General features: G+C 54.9%; 20 protein-coding genes. 6 read left to right on the forward strand and 14 right to left on the reverse strand.

Features of this window, described 5'->3' with window-relative positions:
- Positions 1–18 precede the first annotated feature (18 nt).
- Positions 19–927 (forward strand): transcriptional regulator FeaR, encoded by a 909-nt coding sequence (gene feaR / locus ES815_RS21720; protein ID WP_142489678.1) that lies wholly within the window; start codon positions 19–21, stop codon positions 925–927.
- On the opposite strand, the gene ES815_RS21725 is transcribed toward feaR, so the two are convergent.
- The 4 genes from ES815_RS21725 to ES815_RS23790 form a co-directional block, all read right to left on the reverse strand.
- Positions 928–1248, reverse strand: coding sequence for a YdbL family protein (locus ES815_RS21725; protein WP_142489679.1), 321 nt, complete (start codon positions 1246–1248; stop codon positions 928–930). It abuts the gene before it with no gap.
- 7 nt (positions 1249–1255) lie between these two features.
- Positions 1256–1447, reverse strand: coding sequence for a YnbE family lipoprotein (locus tag ES815_RS21730; protein WP_059307766.1), 192 nt, complete (start codon positions 1445–1447; stop codon positions 1256–1258).
- A complete protein-coding gene (locus ES815_RS21735; RefSeq protein ID WP_142489680.1) occupies positions 1444–4080 on the reverse strand; it encodes a YdbH family protein in 2637 nt (878 codons plus the stop codon). Before ES815_RS21735 ends, ES815_RS21730 begins: the two co-directional genes overlap by 4 nt.
- A 201-nt stretch (positions 4081–4281) precedes the next feature.
- Positions 4282–4455, reverse strand: a complete 174-nt coding sequence (locus tag ES815_RS23790) for a hypothetical protein (RefSeq protein ID WP_185902361.1) — start codon at positions 4453–4455, stop codon at positions 4282–4284.
- Between the two features lie 458 nt (positions 4456–4913).
- Between ES815_RS23790 and ES815_RS21740 the strand changes: the two genes are divergently transcribed.
- A complete protein-coding gene (locus ES815_RS21740; RefSeq protein ID WP_142489681.1) occupies positions 4914–5903 on the forward strand; it encodes a 2-hydroxyacid dehydrogenase in 990 nt (329 codons plus the stop codon).
- A gap of 135 nt (positions 5904–6038) precedes the next feature.
- Positions 6039–6452 carry a heat shock protein HslJ gene (hslJ, locus tag ES815_RS21745; protein WP_142489682.1) on the forward strand — a complete coding sequence of 138 codons (414 nt, stop codon included), beginning with the start codon at positions 6039–6041 and terminating at the stop codon, positions 6450–6452.
- On the opposite strand, the gene ES815_RS21750 is transcribed toward hslJ, so the two are convergent.
- Complete coding sequence (locus ES815_RS21750) at positions 6453–6719, reverse strand: DUF333 domain-containing protein (RefSeq protein WP_142489683.1); 267 nt, start codon at positions 6717–6719, stop codon at positions 6453–6455.
- Positions 6720–6986: 267 nt separating this feature from the next.
- On the opposite strand from ES815_RS21750, the gene nifJ reads away from it, so the two are divergent.
- The 3 genes from nifJ (at position 6987) to ES815_RS21765 (ending at position 12384) form a co-directional block, all read left to right on the forward strand.
- Entirely contained in the window at positions 6987–10511 is a 3525-nt protein-coding gene (gene nifJ, locus ES815_RS21755; protein ID WP_142489684.1) for a pyruvate:ferredoxin (flavodoxin) oxidoreductase, read from the forward strand.
- A gap of 402 nt (positions 10512–10913) precedes the next feature.
- On the forward strand, positions 10914–12035 hold the full coding sequence (ompC, locus tag ES815_RS21760; protein ID WP_142489685.1) for a porin OmpC: 1122 nt from the start codon (positions 10914–10916) through the stop codon (positions 12033–12035).
- Positions 12036–12171: 136 nt separating this feature from the next.
- Complete coding sequence (locus tag ES815_RS21765; protein WP_142489686.1) at positions 12172–12384, forward strand: KTSC domain-containing protein; 213 nt, start codon at positions 12172–12174, stop codon at positions 12382–12384.
- A 45-nt stretch (positions 12385–12429) separates the two neighbouring features.
- Here ES815_RS21765 and ES815_RS21770 read toward each other — a convergent pair whose 3' ends face one another.
- The 9 genes from ES815_RS21770 to ES815_RS21815 all read right to left on the reverse strand — a co-directional run bounded on the left by ES815_RS21770 (position 12430) and on the right by ES815_RS21815 (position 20893).
- A complete protein-coding gene (locus tag ES815_RS21770) occupies positions 12430–12843 on the reverse strand; it encodes a GFA family protein (RefSeq protein ID WP_142489687.1) in 414 nt (137 codons plus the stop codon).
- Between the two features lie 97 nt (positions 12844–12940).
- Positions 12941–13447: a hypothetical protein gene (locus tag ES815_RS21775; protein ID WP_142489688.1), complete on the reverse strand. Its 507-nt coding sequence runs from the start codon at positions 13445–13447 to the stop codon at positions 12941–12943.
- A gap of 239 nt (positions 13448–13686) precedes the next feature.
- A complete protein-coding gene (locus ES815_RS24015; protein WP_223263916.1) occupies positions 13687–13764 on the reverse strand; it encodes a hypothetical protein in 78 nt (25 codons plus the stop codon).
- Positions 13765–14421: 657 nt separating this feature from the next.
- Positions 14422–15690: a Y-family DNA polymerase gene (locus ES815_RS21785; protein ID WP_142489690.1), complete on the reverse strand. Its 1269-nt coding sequence runs from the start codon at positions 15688–15690 to the stop codon at positions 14422–14424.
- A gap of 1 nt (position 15691) precedes the next feature.
- Positions 15692–16111 carry a translesion error-prone DNA polymerase V autoproteolytic subunit gene (locus ES815_RS21790; RefSeq protein ID WP_142489691.1) on the reverse strand — a complete coding sequence of 140 codons (420 nt, stop codon included), beginning with the start codon at positions 16109–16111 and terminating at the stop codon, positions 15692–15694.
- An 80-nt stretch (positions 16112–16191) separates the two neighbouring features.
- Entirely contained in the window at positions 16192–17679 is a 1488-nt protein-coding gene (gene ltrA / locus ES815_RS21795) for a group II intron reverse transcriptase/maturase (RefSeq protein WP_004178082.1), read from the reverse strand.
- 438 nt (positions 17680–18117) lie between these two features.
- Positions 18118–18423, reverse strand: a complete 306-nt coding sequence (locus tag ES815_RS21805; RefSeq protein ID WP_260609646.1) for a hypothetical protein — start codon at positions 18421–18423, stop codon at positions 18118–18120.
- Positions 18420–18788 carry a hypothetical protein gene (locus tag ES815_RS21810; protein ID WP_142489692.1) on the reverse strand — a complete coding sequence of 123 codons (369 nt, stop codon included), beginning with the start codon at positions 18786–18788 and terminating at the stop codon, positions 18420–18422. The genes ES815_RS21805 and ES815_RS21810 overlap by 4 nt, the downstream gene beginning before the upstream one ends.
- 2 nt (positions 18789–18790) lie before the next feature.
- Positions 18791–20893, reverse strand: a complete 2103-nt coding sequence (locus tag ES815_RS21815; RefSeq protein WP_142489693.1) for a right-handed parallel beta-helix repeat-containing protein — start codon at positions 20891–20893, stop codon at positions 18791–18793.
- Positions 20894–20918 lie beyond the last annotated feature (25 nt).

A 20918-nucleotide genomic window follows, 5' to 3' on the forward strand; every position in this document is an offset into this window, starting at 1 on the left:
GACGTAGCGGGTAAGACGATGGCATGTGCAAACGAACAGGACAAATACCAGCACTGGCTGGCGCAGATTAACCAGGTTTGCGGCAGTTTTGCCGCCCGGCCCATGTCCGGCGAGTTTTATGGCGAGCTGGAATCGACCTGGACCGGCAACCTTAAACTCAGCACCGTCACCGCAGGCGGCGTGAACCTGTTTCGCTCCCGTCAGGAGATCAAAACCAGCAACGACGCCTGGTTCTACACCGTGTTTCAGCTGGAAGGCGAAGCGGGGCTCGAGCAGGACGACCGTCAGATCGTGTTGAACGCCGGGGATATCACCCTGATTGACGCCTCCCGCCCCTGCTCAATCTACTGGCCGGAAAAATCACGCCAGATATCGCTCCTGCTGCCGCGTCAGATCCTCGAGCAGCACTTTCGCTTTCAGGAGGTGACCTGCGCGCAAAAGCTCTCCCACAGCCTGCCCACCGTCCAGCTCAGCTACCGCCTGCTGCAGGACAGCATGAGCAACCCGGCGTTGAGCGAAACCGAAAGCGAAGCCGCGCTGGAGGCGATGGTCTGCCTGCTGCGGCCGGTCTTGCAGCAGCGTGAAAGCGTACAGCCGCGCAAAGAGCGCCAGTTTACGAACGTGCTGACCCTGATCGACGACCATATTCAGGCCGAACACCTGCGCCCGGAGTGGATCGCTTCGGAGTGTGGAATGTCGGCGCGGAGCCTGTACCGGATGTTTGCCGAGAAAGGGCTGGTGGTGGCGCAGTACATTAAAAATCGTCGTCTGGATCTGTGCGCGCAGATGCTGCGCGGCGCCCGGGACGATGAAAAGCTGGCGGGCATTGGCTACAGCTGGGGGTTTACCGACCACAGCCACTTTTCCACGGCCTTTAAGCAGCGTTTTGGTATTTCGCCCGGCGAATACCGCAAACGCCACCGCTGATCACTTCTGCAACCACTTGCCGTTAATCCCCTGGACATACTCGCCGGGGTTGGCGCGCGCGACCAGCTTTGTCCCGGCCATTTTCGCCACTTCATCCACCGGAATATTATTGCTGTCGGCCAGTTTCTGGTAGCTGTCGGTGCGGGCCTTGTTAATCTGCTCCACCAGCGCCAGCGTCTCGCGATCCTGACTCCGCGGCGCGATATAGCCGCTCAGGGTTTCACCGACCCGCCCGGCACTGCGGGCTTCGTTGAGGGTCAGCGCCAGCGCGGGCGCGCAGAGCCCCAGGGATAACATCATCAGCGCAATCAGTTTTCTCATGGCAGCCTCAGAACAGATCGCTGCGTGATTTCAGCAGCGTCTCCACGTCTTTATCCACTTTGATGTGGATTTCATGTTCAATTTTGACGTTCATGTTGATGGTGATCGGCTCTTTCGACGCCGCGACTTCGATCCTCGGCGTGCAGCCTGTCAGCGTCAGTATCACAATCGCGGTGAACCCACCGGCCAGCTTTTTCATGGTTGTTCCTTACATTCCTTGCCTGTCGGGCAGCGGTTATCCGGTAATGCTGCGTGTTGCTCCAGCCAGGTCTGCAGATTGTCGCCAAAACGCAGGCTGCGCCAGAGGGTAAACAGGTTCTCCTGATGGGTGTAGTTGAGGTTGACGGCTTGCGTCTGGCCCCCGGAGCGGCTGGCGCCACGGAGGGTCGACGCCAGGGTTAATTCACCCAGGTTATCTACATTGAGTTTTGTCCACGACTGCGAAATTTCCATATAGCGAAGCCAGTTAATCGCCCCCGCCGCCCCATTGTCTTTGACCAGAGCATCGGCGGTGTCTTTATCAAGACGCAGGGTCATCGGGCCTGAATTGGTCAGCCAGCCATCTTTGATGATCCACCTGTCGTTGTCCAGCCAGAACGGCAGCGCCCCGCTGAACGGCCCGGACATCGCAAACTGTTTCGGGTTAACGGCGCTAATCAGCTCGCTGGAGGAGATATTATTCACCCGCAACAGGGCCGCGTCGTGCTGCGGCATCCGCAGCTGCTGCATAGTCACTTTGCCGCCCAGCAGATCCACGCTCACGTCAGTCAACAGCAGCGGATTTGCCTCGCTCCAGGGGTAGTCTCCCTGCAGATCGGCGGTGATGTTGCGGGCCGTGACCTGATTGATCACTTCGCCAATGCGCAGCGTCACCGGGCCATGAGTACCCAGCGACCAGGTGCCCTGACTGAAGCGGAACGGCAGGACAAAATCGACGCCATTCACCTTGTTATCCGGCATCCAGACGCTGCCGCTTTTCACTACCCCGTGGCCGCCGGCCTCAAAGCCCTGATCGGCCGCAGCGGAGAACGCCACCTGGGCATACAGCTCCCCTTCGCGCAGGGTCATTTTCCAGTCCGGCGGGACCAGCGGCTGGAAGACGGTCAGGGACTGCTTCGGCCACCAGGCCTGGCCACGCAGACGCTCCCCGTCCCAGCGCCCGTTCAGCTGTACCGGGCCGATCGCTTCGGCGTTGAGGGTGCCTTTGAACTGGAACAGGGTCGGGTCGCTGCCATCGACGCTGAATTTGACCGTCGACGGCGGTAGCACGCTGCCGCCGGTGAAGGTGGTTTCCCCGGCCTCAAAGGCTAACGCACCGCTGAAGTGCGGCCGGGCGGGATCGCGCTGCCAGCGGATCGGACTCTCCAGCACCATGCGCGGCGCGCTGGCATGCATGGAGCCGTACTTCAGCTGGTCGAACCCGGTTGAGAGTTCCCGCAGTTCAATCATGCTGTCGCGCCACTCGCCTCTGCCCGCCACGTCCCAGCGGGCCTGCATCGGGGTAAAGTTGCCCTCGCCCCAGTAGCGCCACTGCCACAGGCCGCGATCCGGCAGGAAGTCATTCGCCCGGCCATCCAGGTGCAGGGTGAAATCCCCCATCTCCTGCTCGTGGGCGCGTAAAATGGCCTGCAGGCGACCGTCTATGCCGTTGCGGGTCAGCACCACGCCGGCCAGCGGCCAGCGTACTTCGTCGATATTGAGGGAGTCGATGATCCTGCCGCGGGAGCGCAGCAGCGCCCCCGGCGCAAACGCCAGACGGGGCTCGGCCAGGCTGCCGCTCAGCATGGCGGGCAGCATGGCATACAGAATGAGGTCATTTTGTTTAGCCACGCCGGTGAGCTGTAGCGGCATGGCACTGTTGTCGACGCTCAGCTTGCCGGGACCAAAGGTGAGAACCGCGTTGCCTTTCCCGGCATCGCCCTGGGTCAGAACGTTCATCCGCCCGCTGATCACCGCCTTCTCCGTGCCCTGCTGCCAGTTATCGATTTTAAGCCCCAGGCGACCGCTCAGAGGTATTCCGGCTTGATCCCAGCGCCAGCGCCCGTCGCTGATGGTCAGCTGTTCGGGAGTGATCTGCCAGGGGAGATCCAGCAGCGGCTCGCCGCTCTCCCGCTCAACCAACACCAGCTGGCCCTGATTGTCCTGCCATGCCAGATCGGCATCCACCAGCGACGGGAGCTGCGGCACCGAGAAGGTCGCCGCCGCATGTCCCTGCACCGGCAGGCCGTCCGGCACCAGCGGCAGGGTAAATTCCCCCACCAGGGTCACCGGCTGCGGATTATCGGGCAAATTGAGCGTGACGTCGCTGACGGTCAGGGAACGTCCACGGAGAGTGCCACGCAGGCTAAACCGATCCCCGTGGTAAGTAATATCCTGTCGCGACGGGGTCAACGAGGCGGTTAATTTCCCCTGCCATTGTTGCCAGGGAGAGAGCGTAAGACGATCGATATTCAGCCAGGTATTCGGCAGTAGCGACTGCCATTCGGCCAGGGTTCGCGGTGCGGCGGGTGCAGGCTCGCTGGCGGGGATTTTGCTCAGGCAGGCGCTGTTGAGATCCAGCCCGGCGATGTCGATTTTCCAGCGGCTCGGGTGGCTGAGCGTAGCGTCTTCGACACGGGCGATTTCGCAGTCGTCAACCAGATAGCGCAGATCGGCAATCACCAGCGCGTTGCGGGTCAGGCGCGGGCTTTTTTCAAAGGCTATCCGGGTACCGGCGGGCAGCCAGATGCCGGCAAGCGTAGGTAGCCACTGCGCAAGGGTTAGCAGCAGCGTCAGCGGCAAGAGAACGATCAGCAGCAGTAGCGCGATTGCGGCTTTATATTTACCCCTCATGGGCAGTTAATATCCTGATTTAGCAAAAAAATTAGCCGACAGTATCGAATATTGTGGCATGTTTCGTCAGGCAGGTGAAGCGAAGGCCTGTTTAAGGATAGATGTGATAACCCTGAATGTGAGCGTTTTTACGCTTCGCGCAAACCCGTTCAGGAAAATAAAAAACCGCCCGGAGGCGGTTTAGAAAAGCGGTGTATGAAGCTATCTTCTGATCACATCCGGGTCATCAGGATCCAGCGGGTCATTGACGTCAGGTATGTCATCACCCGTCAGGGGATCATCTTCATCTTCGTCTTCATCAAACAGCGGATCGCTTCCGCCGGGAAGCGGTTCATCATCAGGAACAGGATCAATATAATCTGGACGATCAGCCATAAAGCCTCCGTCAAACTGTGCTATGAAAGGTTATTTCGATTTACCCGGTTTCTGTTTGCTCTTTTCGTCTTGATTCTTTTGCGGCTGCTTAGGTTGTTCTTTAGAAACATGTTGTACGGTGGATTTCATTTTGAAACTCCAGTTGTAGATGCAGCAAGTCGCCACCCTAAAACTATAAGGTACGCTTATATTTATATCGAGCGCGACGGCAGACAATTAGATTTAACCATCTGTTTTTAATTGCTTTATCGAGAGAAAAAGAGAATTCACCTCCCCCATCACGGGTTGTCGCGGGATGGCGCTGCACAAAAAAGCGGTTCAGTTTGAAGATCATAGGGTTATTGTGCAGAGATGTTGTAAAATCTTTATCAGAACTTATTGAATTCAATAATATTTTAAAATTTGTATGATTATTTTAATCATGCTAACGTAGTTCCAAAATCACTGGAGAAAGTCTTATGAAACTCGCGGTATATAGCACAAAGCAGTACGACAAAAAGTATCTGCAACATGTTAACGAGGGATATGGATTCGAACTTGAATTTTTCGACTTTCTGCTTAACGAAAAGACGGCCAAAACCGCGCACGGCTGCGATGCGGTCTGTATTTTCGTTAACGACGATGGCAGTCGTCCAGTGCTGGAGGAGTTAAAAAAACAGGGCGTGAAGTACATCGCTCTCCGCTGCGCAGGCTTCAACAATGTCGATCTTGAGGCGGCCAAAGAGCTGGGCCTTCAGGTCGTGCGCGTCCCGGCCTACTCCCCGGAAGCGGTGGCTGAACATGCCATTGGTCTGATGATGTCGTTGAACCGACGTATTCACCGCGCTTATCAACGTACCCGTGATGCCAACTTCTCGCTGGAAGGGCTGACCGGTTTCACCATGTACGGCAAAACTGCCGGGGTGATCGGCACCGGTAAGATCGGCGTCGCGGCGCTGCGGATCCTGAAAGGCTTCGGTATGCGCCTGCTGGCGTTCGATCCGTATCCGAGCGCCGCCGCGCTGGAGCTCGGCGTGGAGTATGTCGATCTGTCGACCCTGTATGCGGAGTCAGACGTCATCTCCCTGCACTGCCCGCTGACCGCAGACAATTACCATCTGCTGAACCAGAGCGCGTTCGACCAGATGAAAGATGGCGTGATGATTGTTAACACCAGCCGCGGTGGCCTGGTGGATTCTCAGGCCGCCATTGAGGCGCTGAAAACGCAGAAAATTGGTGCGCTGGGGATGGACGTGTACGAAAACGAACGCGATCTGTTCTTTGAAGACAAGTCTAACGACGTGATCCAGGATGACGTGTTCCGCCGTCTTTCCGCCTGCCACAACGTGCTGTTTACCGGTCATCAGGCGTTTTTAACCGCCGAGGCGCTGATCAGTATTTCAGAGACCACGTTGGGTAACCTGAGCCAGCTTGAGAAAGGCGAAGCGAGTCCGAACGCGCTGTTCTGAGTGAACATCCCCCTCTCCCTTCGGGGAGAGGAAACACCTTCCCGCCCTGTTTTCAGATTATCCCGCAAGACAATTCCCGCCAGCGCAATAGACTATGCATTAGCTATTTATGAAGTGAATATATTGAGAATAACCATGAAAACGCTCGTCGCGGTAACGATCCTCAGCATGGCGCTGGCAGGCTGTGTCAATCCAGGGAAAGCCTCTGTTCAGGAAGAACAGCTTCAGCAGCACCGCTTTGTGCTGCAAAGTATTAACGGCACCGCCATCAACCCGGCCAATACACTGCCGGAGATCGCCTTTGGTGAAGACCTGGCGGTGTCAGGCGTGATGTGTAACCGCTTCAACGGCCAGGGCAAGCTGTCTGACGGCGAGCTCAAGGTCAAAGCACTCGCCATGACGCGTAAGCTCTGTACCGAGCCGCAGCTCAATGACCTGGATCACGCCATCGGCACCATGCTGCGCAACGGCACCCAGGTCGATCTGACGGAAGACGTGTTAACCCTGGCGACGGCTGAGACGACGCTGGTCTTTAAACGCGCAGAGTAATCAGTACGCGCCGCAGGATCCGACGGCAAGCGACTGTTCACTGCAGCGTTTGCCGTTCGGCAGCGCGCACATGCCGATGGCCGAGCCATCCAGCTGACGCGCAACGGACAGCGACCCGCCAATCATGGCGCAGTTTGCCTGACCGGAACTGGACATCGCCGCCCTCATCCCCGGCGCGACGTGCGCGGCGGTAGCCTGCTGTACAGGTTCATTGCTACAGGCCGACAGTAACAAAGCGGCACACCCAACCCAAAATGCTGCGCGCATAATCTCTCCCCATATTGAATTGCAAAACCTATGCATAATAGGCACCCCACGGCCTGCCGTCGAGAGCCGAAGCGCGGTTTTCTGCGCTGTCAAAACAATTGCAGACTATTTTCAGGCAAAAGTTTGATCAAACCATTGATGGCACTAATAAGCAGGACACAAAAGCGAAAATCGTTTCAGCGGCCCTTTGCTAAAATAAAAAGATAACTACAGGACTTGTCGATGTGTCACGGGTCTCTCTTTCTTTGCGCAATGTAAGGGTGTCATATGCAAACTATTGACGGGAATGGCGCAGTCGCGTCCGTCGCGTTTCGCACCAGTGAAGTGATCGCCATCTATCCCATTACACCCAGCTCGACGATGGCTGAACAGGCCGATGCCTGGGCCGGTAACGGGCTGAAAAACGTCTGGGGTGATGTTCCTCGCGTGGTCGAAATGCAGTCCGAAGCCGGGGCGATTGCTACCGTCCACGGCGCGCTGCAGACCGGGGCGTTGTCCACCTCCTTTACCTCGTCGCAGGGGCTGCTGCTGATGATCCCGACGCTGTATAAGCTGGCGGGCCAACTTACCCCCTTCGTGCTGCACGTCGCGGCGCGCACCATCGCCACCCACGCCCTGTCGATTTTTGGCGATCACTCTGACGTGATGGCCGTGCGCCAGACCGGCTGCGCCCTGCTCTGCTCCGGCAGCGTGCAGGAGGCACAGGATTTTGCCCTGATCTCCCACATGGCGACGCTGAAAAGCCGGGTGCCGTTTATCCACTTCTTCGACGGTTTCCGCACCTCGCACGAAATTAACAAGATTGTGCCGATTTCCGACGACACCATCCGTAACCTGCTCCCGCAGGCGGAGATCGACGCCCACCGCGCCCGCGCGCTGAACCCGGAACATCCGGTGATCCGCGGCACCTCCGCCAACCCGGATACCTATTTCCAGTCCCGGGAGGCCACTAATCCGTGGTACAACGCGGTCTATGACCACGTGGAGCAGGCGATGGCCGATTTTGCCGCCGCCACCGGACGCGAGTACAAACCGTTCGAGTATTACGGCCATCCGCAGGCGGAGCGCGTGATTGTGATCATGGGTTCCGCCATCGGCACCTGTGAAGAGGTGGTGGATGAGCTGCTGAGCCGGGGCGAGAAAGTGGGCGTGCTGAAAGTGCGCCTGTATCGCCCGTTCTCCGCGAAACACCTGCTGGCGGTATTGCCGGAGAGTGTGCGGTCGGTGGCGGTGCTGGATCGTACTAAAGAGCCTGGCGCCCAGGCCGAACCGCTCTATCTGGACGTGATGACCGCTCTGGCCGAGGCCTTTAACGGCGGCGAGCGCGAAACGCTGCCGCGGGTGATTGGCGGACGCTATGGCCTCTCGTCAAAAGAGTTTGGCCCCGAGTGCGTGCTGGCCATCTTTAACGAGCTGAGCGCCGCGAAGCCGAAGCCGCGCTTTACCGTCGGCATCTATGACGACGTGACCAACCTTTCCCTGTCGCTGCCGGAAAACACCCTGCCCTCCACCGCCAAACTCGAAGCGCTGTTTTACGGTCTGGGCAGCGATGGCAGCGTATCGGCCACCAAGAACAACATCAAAATTATCGGTAACTCCACGCCGTGGTATGCCCAGGGCTATTTCGTCTATGACTCGAAAAAGGCCGGTGGCCTGACGGTTTCCCATCTGCGCGTCAGCGAGCAGCCGATCCGCTCGGCGTATCTGGTGTCGCAGGCCGATTTCGTGGGCTGCCACCAGCTGCAGTTTATCGACAAATACCAGATGGCCGAACGCCTGAAGCCGGGCGGGATTTTCCTGCTCAATACTCCGTACAGCGCCGATGAGGTCTGGGGGCGTCTGCCCCAGGAAGTGCAGGCGGTACTGAACCAGAAAAAAGCGAAGTTCTATATCGTTAACGCGGCAAAAATCGCCCGTGAATGCGGCCTGGCGGCACGTATCAATACCGTCATGCAGATGGCGTTTTTCCACCTGACGCAGATCCTGCCGGGCGACAGCGCCCTGATGGAGCTGCAGGGCGCGATCGCCAAAAGCTACAGCAGCAAAGGCCAGGAGCTGGTGGAACGCAACTGGCAGGCCCTGGCGCTGGCCCGGGAGTCCCTTGCCGAAGTGCCGCTGCAGCCGGTGAATGCCCACAGCCCGAACCGCCCGCCGGTGGTCTCCGATGCCGCCCCGGACTTTGTCAAAACCGTTACCGCCGCGATGCTGGCCGGTCTCGGCGATGCCCTGCCCGTCTCCGCCCTGCCGCCGGATGGCACCTGGCCGATGGGCACCACCCGCTGGGAAAAACGCAATATCGCCGAAGCGATCCCGATTTGGAAAGAGGAGCTGTGCACCCAGTGTAACCACTGCGTGGCGGCCTGCCCGCACTCTGCGATCCGCGCCAAAGTTGTCTCGCCTGAGGCGATGGAGAGCGCTCCGGCCAGCCTGCACTCGCTGGATGTGAAATCTCGCGACATGCGGGGTCAGAAATATGTCCTGCAGGTAGCCCCGGAAGACTGCACAGGCTGTAACCTCTGCGTCGAGGTCTGCCCGGCGAAAGATCGCCAGAACCCGGAGATCAAGGCCATCAATATGATGTCGCGCCTTGAGCATGTGGAGGAAGAGAAAGTAAATTACGACTTCTTCCTCGACCTGCCGGAAATCGATCGCAACAGCCTTGAGCGCATCGATATTCGTACCTCGCAGCTGATCACCCCGCTGTTTGAATACTCGGGCGCCTGCTCAGGCTGCGGCGAAACGCCGTACATCAAGCTGCTGACCCAGCTTTATGGCGATCGGATGCTGATCGCCAACGCCACCGGCTGTTCATCCATCTACGGCGGCAACCTTCCGTCAACGCCCTACACCACCGACGCTAACGGCCGCGGCCCGGCGTGGGCGAACTCACTGTTCGAAGATAACGCTGAGTTTGGTCTGGGCTTCCGCTTAACGGTGGATCAGCACCGGGTGCGCGTGATGCGCCTGCTGGAGCAGTTTGCCGATAAGATCCCGGCAGAGCTGAACAGCGCCCTGCACAGCGAGGCCACGCCGGACGTGCGTCGTCAGCAGGTGGCGGAGCTGCGTCAGCAGCTGGCGGGCGTTGAAGGGGCAGAACAGCTGTTAACCGATGCCGATGCGCTGGTCGAGAAATCGATCTGGCTGATTGGCGGCGACGGCTGGGCGTATGACATCGGCTTTGGCGGGCTGGATCATGTCCTGAGCCTGACCGAGAACGTCAATATTCTGGTGCTGGATACTCAGTGTTACTCCAACACCGGTGGCCAGGCCTCGAAAGCGACCCCGCTGGGGGCGGTGACCAAGTTTGGCGAGCACGGCAAACGCAAGGCACGCAAAGATTTGGGGGTCAGCATGATGATGTACGGTCATGTGTATGTGGCGCAAATCTCGCTGGGAGCACAGCTGAACCAGACGGTAAAAGCCATTCAGGAGGCGGAAGCTTATCCTGGTCCGTCGCTGATCATCGCCTACAGCCCTTGCGAGGAGCATGGCTACGACCTGGCATTAAGCCACGATCAGATGCGCCAGCTGACGGCAACCGGCTTCTGGCCGCTGTACCGCTTCGACCCGCGTCGGGCCGATGAGGGCAAACTGCCGCTGGCGCTGGATTCCCGTCCACCGTCAGATGCGCTGGCAGAAACGCTGATGCAGGAGCAACGCTTCCGTCGCCTTAACGCCCAGCAGCCCGAAGTGGCAGAGCAGCTGTGGAAAGATGCTGCCGCTGATCTACAAAAACGCTACGACTTCCTGGCGCAGTTAGCCGGAAAAGCCGAGAAATCGGTAAGCGAATAACCTTTAAAGCCCGGCATGTCCGGGCTTTTCTTTGGGCATAAAAAAACCCGCCAGTCATGTACTGGCGGGCGATCCTGTTCACAAATAAATAATAGTTTATCTATTTAACGTGGATTCAATAAATAACGGATAAGAGGTTTTGAGACATATAACGCAGCCAAGTTTAGCGCGTCATCGCAATGAGAAATAATTTTTATTTTATATGGTTTTATTAAATACATTCACGAGAATTATCACTATTTCTTCGGCAGCAAATGCTTGAGAATTTACTTACTTAGTAACAATTATGTTTTATCGCGGATAAGAGAGAGTGATTTAGCATGAGACCTCTTTCCAACACAGAAAGTTCCATGGAAAGTTAAAAAATTATTAACTATAAAAACAGCATAAGGAATAGTCACAATGCAAAGAAAAGTACTGGCTCTGATGATCCCAGCCTTGTTGATGGCTGGCGCAGCAAATGCAGCTGAAATTTATAATAAAGACGGCAATAAATTAGATCTCTACGGTAAAGTAGACGGTCTGCATTATTTCTCCGACGACAGCACTGCTGACGGCGACCAGACATATATGCGTCTCGGCTTTAAAGGCGAAACCCAGATCAACGATACGCTCACCGGCTACGCCCAGTGGGAATATAATATCCAGGCAAACAATACCGAAGGTTCTTCTAACCAGTCCTGGACGCGTCTGGCATTCGCTGGCCTGAAATTCGGTGACTATGGTTCATTCGATTACGGCCGTAACTACGGCGTCCTGTACGACGTGGAAGGCTGGACCGATATGCTGCCAGAGTTTGGCGGCGACTCCTACACCAAAGCAGATAACTTCATGACCGGCCGTGCGAACGGCGTGGCGACCTACCGTAATACCGACTTCTTCGGCATGGTTGAAGGCCTGAACTTCGCCCTGCAGTACCAGGGCAATAACGAAGGCACCGGTAACGGTAACGAAGGCACCAACAACAGTAAAGACCGTGGCGTACGTAATGAAAACGGTGACGGCTTCGGTATCTCTACCTCTTACGACTTCGGCATGGGTATCAGCGCAGCAGCGGCCTATACCTCTTCTGACCGTACTAACGATCAGGTGAAAAATACCACTGCGGGCGGCGACAAAGCTGACGCCTGGACCACCGGTCTGAAGTATGACGCCAACAATATCTATCTGGCGGCCATGTACTCTGAAACCCGTAACATGACCCCATACGGTAACGGTGACAACGGAAATACCGTTGCAGAAAAAACCCAGAACTTCGAAGTGACCGCTCAGTACCAGTTCGATTCCGGTCTGCGTCCGGTGGTATCTTACCTGCAGTCTAAAGGTAAAGACCTGGACAACGGTCAGGGCGATCAGGATTTGGTTAAATATGCTGAAGTGGGGGCGACTTACTACTTCAACAAAAACATGTCCACCTACGTTGATTATAAAATCAACCTGCTGGACGAAGACGATCGGTTCTACAAAGACAATGGCATCGGCACCGATGACATCGTCGCCGTCGGTCTGGTTTACCAGTTCTGATGAAATTAGCCCGTGTTACGACGCGGGCTAACGCTTTATATCCCTTTCAGCATTACGTTCAAATCTTGTTGCGCCGTTCGGCCTTTCTGATACAAGATAAATCTCATGTCTGCCGGGCTGTAGAGGACTCGCTATTATGAACCATCATGCTGTTAAATCTTCGCGCATCGCCTCGATTGCCTATGATAAATGCAACGAAACGCTGGAAGTCCGTTTTCGGGATCACAGTGCCTGGCAATATCAGCCCGTACCTGCGCGCATTTTTAATGATTTTCTGCATGTGGTTTCAAAAGGGCGTTTCTATGACGGCGTGGTAAAAGGCAAATTTAAAGAGAGAAAAATTGCCTGAGCGCACATCCCCTGTGCCCATGACCTGTCCAGATGAAGGGCTGCGCTAGCTGTCGGCAGTGCGGTAGCTCAGCACGCCAGCCACACCGCCGCCGCCATCATTGGGATGATGCCTTCCCTCCATTACCAGCACCTCCGGGAAATCAAACGGCGAAACGCCCTCAATGCAGGCGACGTTGACGCCATACTGCTCCGGATTAGAGCGCCGCTGGTGGAAGGTGTAGATCCCACAGACCGAACAAAAATAGTGTACCGCCGCCTGGGTGTTAAAACGGTACTCGGTCAGCAGTGATTCGCCCTGAACAATCTCGATACCCGATAAGGGCGCGGAGACGGCAATGGCCCCGCGCATCCGGCAGAATGAGCAGTTGCAGCGCCGGATGGTGTTGAACCCGTCCGAGAGTTCAACGGTAAACCTGACCGCACCGCAGTGACACTGGGCAGAGACTTTGTTCGCCATAACAGACTCCTCTCAGGTAAGCATGACCCACACAGGTGGCGTGACGGAACGCCGCATACCGGCTAAGTGTAAGTCAGCCTCCAGGTTTGCGCTGCCGTCACCGGCGGCTGAACTCCTCCGCACTCTTTTTCAGCCAGGCTTCCTGAAAGAGTTGTTCTGAATAGGTGAGTTTCATGACGGAGGATAAATAGGGCGCATCGAGCTCAATTAAATCATTTTCATTCTGGTATTTGGCATATTTGTCCCCGGCAAACGAGATCTGTTTTTTCACCGCGACATATTTATGTTCGAGCATACTCTCAACTTCATCAAACCGGTGCTTATCCAGCTCAAGCATAATGGCGGTGATCCGCCCCGACTTATTGAAGATAACTGCATTATTTTTGGCGCCCTCTAATCCCAGCTCGTTATTCGGAATAGAGAAAATATCGCCGTCGCTCCACTTACTGCGCCCCTCGTGCTGGGCGGTGGGATAGGCTTTGATAAACTGCTGCAGCGTGGTTTTACCTAACGTCAGCCCCATCGCCGTGGTGTTCGCCTTTGCGGATGAAAACACTGCTATTAAAACAAACAAGCTCAATAGTAATTGCCACTGTTTACCCATCGTTAGCACCTCATCGTATCAGTCGTGTTTTTGCTGACCATCGTCTTCAGTACCTGTCTCTTCTCTATCGTACAGAATTGATCTTCAACAACACATGGGCCTTTTTGATGAGTGCGCAAGGCCGATACAGCACTAGTTACTGAGCCAGGGTAGAAGGTTGTTAGGGTGGAACGTGCCGGGGCGCAGGTATAAAAAAGCCACCAGCAAATGCCGGTGGCGTGGGCATGACCTACGGTCAGCTATTTTTTGACGGGTTGGGGCTTTTTATCCCCCGATTCCGGGGCCTCGCGCGGGTCATCTTTTTCAACATACAGCATGACTACCTCCCGTTTTTATGGATGGACTACAACTATAGCCTTGTTGCGTAAAACCAGCCAGGCGGCAGGCGTTTGCTGTAAAACGTGCTGACATTCACCGCCGTAATCCGTACCATACACGCCATACTTTTTCATGTTGACCTGCTGCCCCCCATCTTTGCGGTGGGCCGCCTGGGCGGCTTTAGCCACAAACGAATTGAGCCACTATTAAATGTCGCAAAATCAAGAAATTAACAAAAAAGACCAGTACAACCTCAACAAGTAGCGCTAACGGTTCCAAGTCATTGAAAATGGTAATATTCACTCTACTTTCAAAGGCTTAACATTTTAAATTATATACAATAAGTACCGATAAGCTACATTCAGCCTGCCCCATTTCATGCCCCATGATGCGTTTTGCCCCAAGGTTTGTCCCACTCACGTCCCATTAACTAAACTTTGCGTAGCTCCTTCCAGAAAACATACCTGCTCGTTTACAACACCAGCCTACCCTGGCAAAATCGCTACCGATCCGTTTGTAAGATTTAAAGGTGCGCACCGCTTCTTACACCGGCGAATCATCATCAGCGTCCGTGCTGTTAATGAAGTAAGTCACCCTGCCCATCACCTCGACTTCTTCCGCCGCAGCCCCCTCGATCGCCTCGCCGTCACTGGTTATCAGCGCACTATTAGCAGATCGGAGAATCTCGTCGTGTAACGAGGCGAAAGCATATCCCGCTTCATTTGCCACTGCTGCTGGATACCCTGCCCCGCGAAGTAGAGTGTTCCTCGCCCATTCTTCGAGTTCAGGTGATCCAGTACTTCCATCAACTTTTCGCTGTTTCGCCGTGGTGCCGAGTCGTCGAACAGGTTCAGCTGCGCAACACCCTGGCTGAAAAAGTCACCCAGCATTACACCTGCTTTCTGATACCAGTGACCTTCACGCCAGATGTTATCCAGGCAGCGCACTGCGGCATTGATTATGTCGCGAGTGTCCTGTGTTGGCGTAAGTAATTTCACAGACACATTATTGCCGTAATACGGCTCGTTTATTGCGAATGGGGAGGTTTTCACGAAAGCGGAAATATACCGGCAGTACTGGTGTTCACCGCGCATCTTCTCCGCAGCGCGCGCCGCATGACTGCAGATCGCCTGATGCATCTGCTCGTATTCCGTTACCCGTTCACCGAACGAACGTGAGCAGACAATCTCCTGTTTTGATGGTGCAAACTCCTCCAGCTCCAGACATGGTTCGCCGCGCAGCTCCCGCACCGTACGCTCCAGTACCACGTTGAAATGCTTGCGAATAACCCAAGGGGAAGTATCAGCCAATTGACATGCATTCGTAATGCCCATTGCAGTCAGTTTTTTGCTGATACGCCGACCCACGCCCCATACGTCTTCCACTGGAACGATAGACATTAACCGCCGCTGTCGATCAACGTTCGACAAATCCACCACGCCACCAGTCTGCTGCTGCCACTTCTTTGCAGCATGGTTAGCTAGCTTCGCCAGGGTTTTGGTTTTCGCGATGCCAATCCCTACCGTGAGATGTGTATTACGTAAAACAGTAGCGCGGATCTCCCGGCCAAAATCCTCCAGGTTCCGGCAGTTCCTCACCCCTGTCAGGTCACAAAATGCCTCGTCGATACTGTAAATTTCCACGCGGGGGCACATGAGCTCTAGCGTAGTCATCACCCGGTTCGACATATCCGCATACAGCTCGTAGTTGCTGGAAAAGGTGGCGACGTTATAACGCCGGAATAATTCCCGCTGTTTAAAGAAGGGCTCGCCCATCTTTATGCCAATTTGCTTGGCCTCAGCACTGCGGGCGATAACGCACCCGTCGTTATTCGAAAGCGCGACGACAGGCCTCCCCTTTAAGTCGGGTCTGAACACCGTTTCGCACGAAGCATAAAAGCTGTTCACATCCACCAGGGCAAACATATCAGCTTGTTGATTTAACTATGTACGTCACCACCCCGAAGATATCCAGGGTTTCCTCGCTGCCCACCACGATCGGTGAATAGGCACTATTCATGGGATTCAGCTGCACCGTCGGGCGAAGTTGCAGGACTTTAACGGTAAATTCGCCGCCTACGGCTGCAATGACTATATCCCCGTGTTCAGCCGTTTTGGAACTGTCCACCACCAGCAGGTCTCCGTCACTGATGCCCGCTTCGACCATGGAATCTCCCGCTGCTTTAACAAAATATGTTGCGCTGGGATGCTGGATCATCAGTTCGTTTAAATCGATGCGCTGCTCAACATAATCCGCCGCCGGGGACGGAAACCCACACTGAACAAGACTTGCGTAAAGGGGTAGCGCGACAATGCCGCGCAACTCTGCTGGCGTGTAAAATTCCATAAACAACCACTCCTGATTTTATGTCGCGGTAGGGATACCCGTTACCGGATACCCCCCGCACAGATCCCGGCGTGCGCGATTTACGCACCGGGCTCCTGCCTCGGGTGTCTGGCGGTGAACCGCTCCACAGGCCATGGATGAAGAACCCGAACCCTTGGTAGCCATGCGGCTGCCAGTTTGTTTGCTTTCGTCCAGGTCGTATCATCCTTCTGGCTCCTGCGCCTGAGCGCCCGGCGCCAGAGGTTTGTTACGTGTGTCCTGAACTTCTGCATGGTGGGGAAGTTGCCCGGTACCGAGTGATAGTTCAGGTATCCCTGAACCACTCTCCTGAGCCATTTTCCCTGTTCGGGGATTGAGTAATGCCAGCGCCTTCGCAGACCGTCTTTGATGGCTTTCAGAGTTGCCGTCATCCGATCCCGGCGGGTCTTTCGTATCAGCATGAACCTGCCGTTGCGATCTTTCCCGCTGATGTGCGTGAACCCGAGGAAGTTGAACGTTTCTGGTTTGCCTTTTCCCCTGATGGCACGGTTTTCGGCAGCGAAGCGGCCGAACTCCATCAGACGGGTTTTCTCCGGGTGAACCGTGAGTCCGAACTCCCTCAGTCTGCGCTGCATGGCTATACGGAAGCGCCGGGCATCGTATCGTTTGTCGAACCCGATGACGATGTCATCGGCGTATCTGACCATTACCACATTGCCTGTGGCATAGCGACGTCGCCACTGATGCGCCCACAGATCGAAGACGTAGTGGAGGTATATGTTTGCCAGCAGCGGTGAGATGACCGCACCCTGTGGGGTGCCTTCCTCCGTTGCTCGCCATTGACCCTCCTCCGACGTCCCGGCTGTGAGCCACTTACGTATGAGCCTGATTACCCTCCGGTCGCCGATCCGATGCTCTGTGAACCTGATCAGCCATTCGTGGCTCACCCTGTCAAAGAACTGACTGATGTCGGCATCCAGTACCCAGTTTACGTTAGTGCGTACCAGCCCTGTGGCCAGTGCGTCCAGTGCATCGTGCTGGCTTCGCCCGGGTCTGAACCCGTATGAGAACCCCATAAAGTCGTTTTCATAGACTGCGTTCAGGATTTTCACCAGCGCATACTGGACGATCTTGTCCTCCAGCGAGGCGATGCCGAGCGGGCGTTGTTTTCCATCCGCTTTTGGGATGTAGTGACGCCTGCCGGGCTGCGCCCTGTAGCTGCCCTGATGTAGCCTCCGGTGCAGATCTGTTATGTTGTTCTTCATGTTTCCGGCGTAGTCCATCCACCTGATGCCATCCACTCCGGCGGCCGCTTTCCTGCTCAGGGAGAGGAATGCGGCTTCCAGTGCTTCGACTGTCAGCAGGTGGAACAATGCTGTAAACCGTTCTTTCTTCCGCTGCTTCGCAGCTTCCCGCACGCGTGACAGCCTCTGTGACATGCTTTCCCGGCTCTGTGTCCGGCGCATGTGTGGCTGTTCCGCGTTCCCCTTGGCCCCGCTCCTTCGCTCCACTGACTCCGCTCCTTTCGGGTTGTTCGCCTGCTTCGCCGCTACTATGAGCGAGTCCGACTTCTCCTCTCCGTACATCACCGGCTATGACTCCTCGTCTTCCCGGTGCGGGCCATCTCCGACACTGGCAGATGGTCAGAGGGGAGATCTCCCGGTTCCCGCGTAGAGATCGTATTGACATGCCAGGGTCTCAGACCCCGCCGGGTCCATGTGGCACTCGCAGTATCGCACCCTATGATGTTGCCTTCCGTTAACAGTACAACGTCGGCACCCGGTAATTTAATATACATTTCGTGGCTCAATGGCTGGCCTGTCAACACCCCTGTCAACGCTTCGCCCCATACCTCGCGGTATGCAACGCATGACTCGGGGACCTTGTGGATTGCTGGTCCTTCAATGGTCGGGGACTTTCACCCCTTGATCTCTACCGGTCTCCCGGCGCACACTGTTTTTATATACAGTAGTTTTAAAGAGAGTGCAGATCAATGCGGCGACGCCTATCAATGCCGCCGTCAGGAGTTAAACTGCGGCGACAAAATATACGGCGGTGCAGGCCAGAACAGGAACGAACCAGTCGAGAAGGCTGGGTATGTTCCATGCCCGCAAGTCGAAACCTCTCCACCACGGCATGTTAGCCCGTTTGCCGCCGCCGAACTGGGCGATCCAGCGATACTCGGCCTGGGTGTGCTCACGGGCGATGAACCACATGCAACCAAGGGCACCACCAGTAGACCAGACTCCAAAACTCAGACCAATTGCGCACTGGATAACCACGCAAACAAGTGCATGCATTAACGGTGAGATATCAATCTTATTCTGCATCATATTCTGTTCGTCGCCATACCCAAGAAAGTCATCGATATATTGATCGCCGCGCCGGTTCGATTTTCGATGTAGCACTTACTCCCATTTGATGAAATTGTGAGCTTACCATCTGCTCCTGTAATCCCACTTAACACGGTATTTGTCAGCACGTCAAAGTTAGCCCCGCCAAAATATTTAACAGCAGATGATCCTCTGATCCATGCCATACCATGATTGCTCGTACTTGATTCAGCAACAAACACATGACCGTAATCAACAGGCAAATTTAGCACAGCAGCCTCATCGTCCTGAAGTGCAATAGCGAAAGACCCGAAGGACTGAGCTTCATTCGTCGCACACCTCGGGTCGTTATTTACTGTAACCATCATCACACCTCGATTTTATAGTTATTCGACACGATGCTCTTTGGAGCATCCAGGCGGGTCGGGCATGCAATATTCCCACCCGTGCTTCCAGTCGGAATCTCAACTACGTTTCCAGTGATAACAAAATTCGTCGCTGAAACTACAGAAACAGCGGCTGAAGCCGATACAACCAGATGTTTTATTTCATTGCTCATAATCTTCTGCATACCAGTGCCTGCAGCTCGGAATGCAAAAGTATCGTTTACCTGAATATCATTATCAGCGGCAGTGAAATCAACGTTGTTATACGCCGACACCGCTGCTGAAACGCCAGTGTTAACAGGCTGCCGGATGGTATTTCTCTCAAAGAGAAGTGTTGATTTATAGCCAGCAGGGAAAGTAAATGCAGAACCTCCGCAGCGGGTTACTGTGTTGTCATGCACATCAATAACACCACGAGCAAATTCATACGGCGTATTATCGGTTATGAATGGATTGCCGCAGTCATATATTTCATTACCAGCAACCTCTATTTCTGCCCAGTATTCACTTAAATAAACTCCGACAGGGCAGTCATGAATTTTGTTATTCTTAACACTGTTATTAGCAGTACGAACGTTTATGCCATAACGGCAACCAACGATTGTATTGTCGTGAATACTGACATATTCAGCATCTGTATGCGTGGCAATACCACCATGAGCCCTGATAAACCCAGCAGATCCCAGATCACCATAGTTCGACGTATGGGTATTGTCGTGAATGTCAATAAAACGGCTTATTCCGTAGTAACCGTAAATGCGGGCCAGATGCGATGAGATAATTCCATGCCGTGCGTTAATGCCGTGGTTACCATGAATTTCTACATGCATTGAAGATGCATACACGATGGCATAAGAAATAACATCGATGGCCCCCAGTGGCGGGTGATCGACGCGGTTATCTGCGATAATCGCACCATAACAAGACACAACAGCCAGTGACTGTGTATCCACGTCCTTAACACGGCAATTCTTAATTTGAATGTTACGGCCGAAGAAAAACTTCAGCCCTTGCTCAGCGTTTCCTGCCGGGTTACGGCCATTGCCAATAATGCCTAAACCATCAACTATAATATTCTCTACCGGATCGATAATGCGAATACGCGCACTCTTGGCCAGCGTCAACGTTTCGTAGAGTGGCTCGCTGATAACAATGTTGTTTGTGGCGGGATAGACGCTCGTAACGATAGCAAGTTGGCCTGCAGTGACTACCACACTGGTGTCATTCCATTTACCCTGGTCATCCATGCTCAGCTCGATCATATCGCCGACTTTGAACACAGAAGCATCAGGAACGCCTATCTTGTTGCTCCCGACAACCATATCAGCCGTAGGCGTGATGAACGAACCAGCCGTGCCGTAGTAACCCAGCAACGCCATGTTGTTGTTAGGGGTCAGCCATGGCGCACCACGAAAATCAAGCCAGCTGGTTGAGTCACATTTTATGGATACCCCTTTGCGTCCATACAGCCGGTCAGAACACTTGATAGTCATTCCTGCTGGGATGAGTAATGTCCCTCCGCCAAGTGCAGCGACACCATCAATCGCACTCTGAAGTTTTGCGGTTTCATCTGTCCCGTCACCAATCACCCCCCAATCCCGCACGCTGTAGAAATCCCTCAGCGCCAGGCCTGTACCCCTCCCTCGAATGGGGCCAGCAAGTAACTCACTACGCAGTAACGAGTCGCCAACGCTTAGCCACTTATCCACGCCGAGCCCACCCGATGAAGCAGGTGTGGACCCTGCCGGAACCACTTTTCCCGATGGCAAGAACGAGCCATCCCAGCGGTAATACTCCCCATCCGTTTCATCTTTCAGTATCTGATTTGGCAGCGTCAGTGTTGCCCCATCCTGAAACGTACCGACCGGGATCCATCCATATTGAGCAATAGCTTGCTGAGCTAACCAACGCAAACCTTCAATGGTGTGGTGCTGCTGACCAAAGCGGTCGATATAGGTGTTAACCAGGGAGGTAACAAATTCGTCAACCTTCGCGCCGCCAAATACGTGATCCCGAATGTCTGCACTCGGAACCGGGTTTTGCGTTGGAGTGGGAACCGGAATATTCAGGTAGGATTTAGCCATATTATTCTCTTTCAGACATGAAGAG

This window comes from Leclercia adecarboxylata (genome assembly GCF_006874705.1).
Lineage (GTDB): Bacteria > Pseudomonadota > Gammaproteobacteria > Enterobacterales > Enterobacteriaceae > Enterobacter > Enterobacter adecarboxylatus_C.

Bases quoted from the DNA above. Each gene is read 5' to 3' on its own strand.
- ES815_RS21770 (WP_142489687.1), bottom strand. From the start codon at position 12,843: ATGGCGAACAAAGTCTCTGCCCAGTGTCACTGCGGTGCGGTCAGGTTT.
- ES815_RS24015 (WP_223263916.1), bottom strand. From the start codon at position 13,764: ATGCTGTATGTTGAAAAAGATGACCCGCGCGAGGCCCCGGAATCGGGG.
- ES815_RS21740 (WP_142489681.1), top strand. From the start codon at position 4,914: ATGAAACTCGCGGTATATAGCACAAAGCAGTACGACAAAAAGTATCTG.
- ES815_RS21810 (WP_142489692.1), bottom strand. From the start codon at position 18,788: ATGGTTACAGTAAATAACGACCCGAGGTGTGCGACGAATGAAGCTCAG.
- nifJ (WP_142489684.1), top strand. From the start codon at position 6,987: ATGCAAACTATTGACGGGAATGGCGCAGTCGCGTCCGTCGCGTTTCGC.
- ES815_RS21785 (WP_142489690.1), bottom strand. From the start codon at position 15,690: ATGTTTGCCCTGGTGGATGTGAACAGCTTTTATGCTTCGTGCGAAACG.
- ES815_RS21730 (WP_059307766.1), bottom strand. From the start codon at position 1,447: ATGAAAAAGCTGGCCGGTGGGTTCACCGCGATTGTGATACTGACGCTG.
- ES815_RS21750 (WP_142489683.1), bottom strand. From the start codon at position 6,719: ATGCGCGCAGCATTTTGGGTTGGGTGTGCCGCTTTGTTACTGTCGGCC.
- ES815_RS21725 (WP_142489679.1), bottom strand. From the start codon at position 1,248: ATGAGAAAACTGATTGCGCTGATGATGTTATCCCTGGGGCTCTGCGCG.
- ES815_RS21765 (WP_142489686.1), top strand. From the start codon at position 12,172: ATGAACCATCATGCTGTTAAATCTTCGCGCATCGCCTCGATTGCCTAT.
- ES815_RS21775 (WP_142489688.1), bottom strand. From the start codon at position 13,447: ATGGGTAAACAGTGGCAATTACTATTGAGCTTGTTTGTTTTAATAGCA.
- ompC (WP_142489685.1), top strand. From the start codon at position 10,914: ATGCAAAGAAAAGTACTGGCTCTGATGATCCCAGCCTTGTTGATGGCT.
- ES815_RS21815 (WP_142489693.1), bottom strand. From the start codon at position 20,893: ATGGCTAAATCCTACCTGAATATTCCGGTTCCCACTCCAACGCAAAAC.
- ES815_RS21805 (WP_260609646.1), bottom strand. From the start codon at position 18,423: ATGATGCAGAATAAGATTGATATCTCACCGTTAATGCATGCACTTGTT.
- ES815_RS21790 (WP_142489691.1), bottom strand. From the start codon at position 16,111: ATGGAATTTTACACGCCAGCAGAGTTGCGCGGCATTGTCGCGCTACCC.
- ES815_RS21735 (WP_142489680.1), bottom strand. From the start codon at position 4,080: ATGAGGGGTAAATATAAAGCCGCAATCGCGCTACTGCTGCTGATCGTT.
- hslJ (WP_142489682.1), top strand. From the start codon at position 6,039: ATGAAAACGCTCGTCGCGGTAACGATCCTCAGCATGGCGCTGGCAGGC.
- ES815_RS23790 (WP_185902361.1), bottom strand. From the start codon at position 4,455: ATGGCTGATCGTCCAGATTATATTGATCCTGTTCCTGATGATGAACCG.
- feaR (WP_142489678.1), top strand. From the start codon at position 19: ATGGCATGTGCAAACGAACAGGACAAATACCAGCACTGGCTGGCGCAG.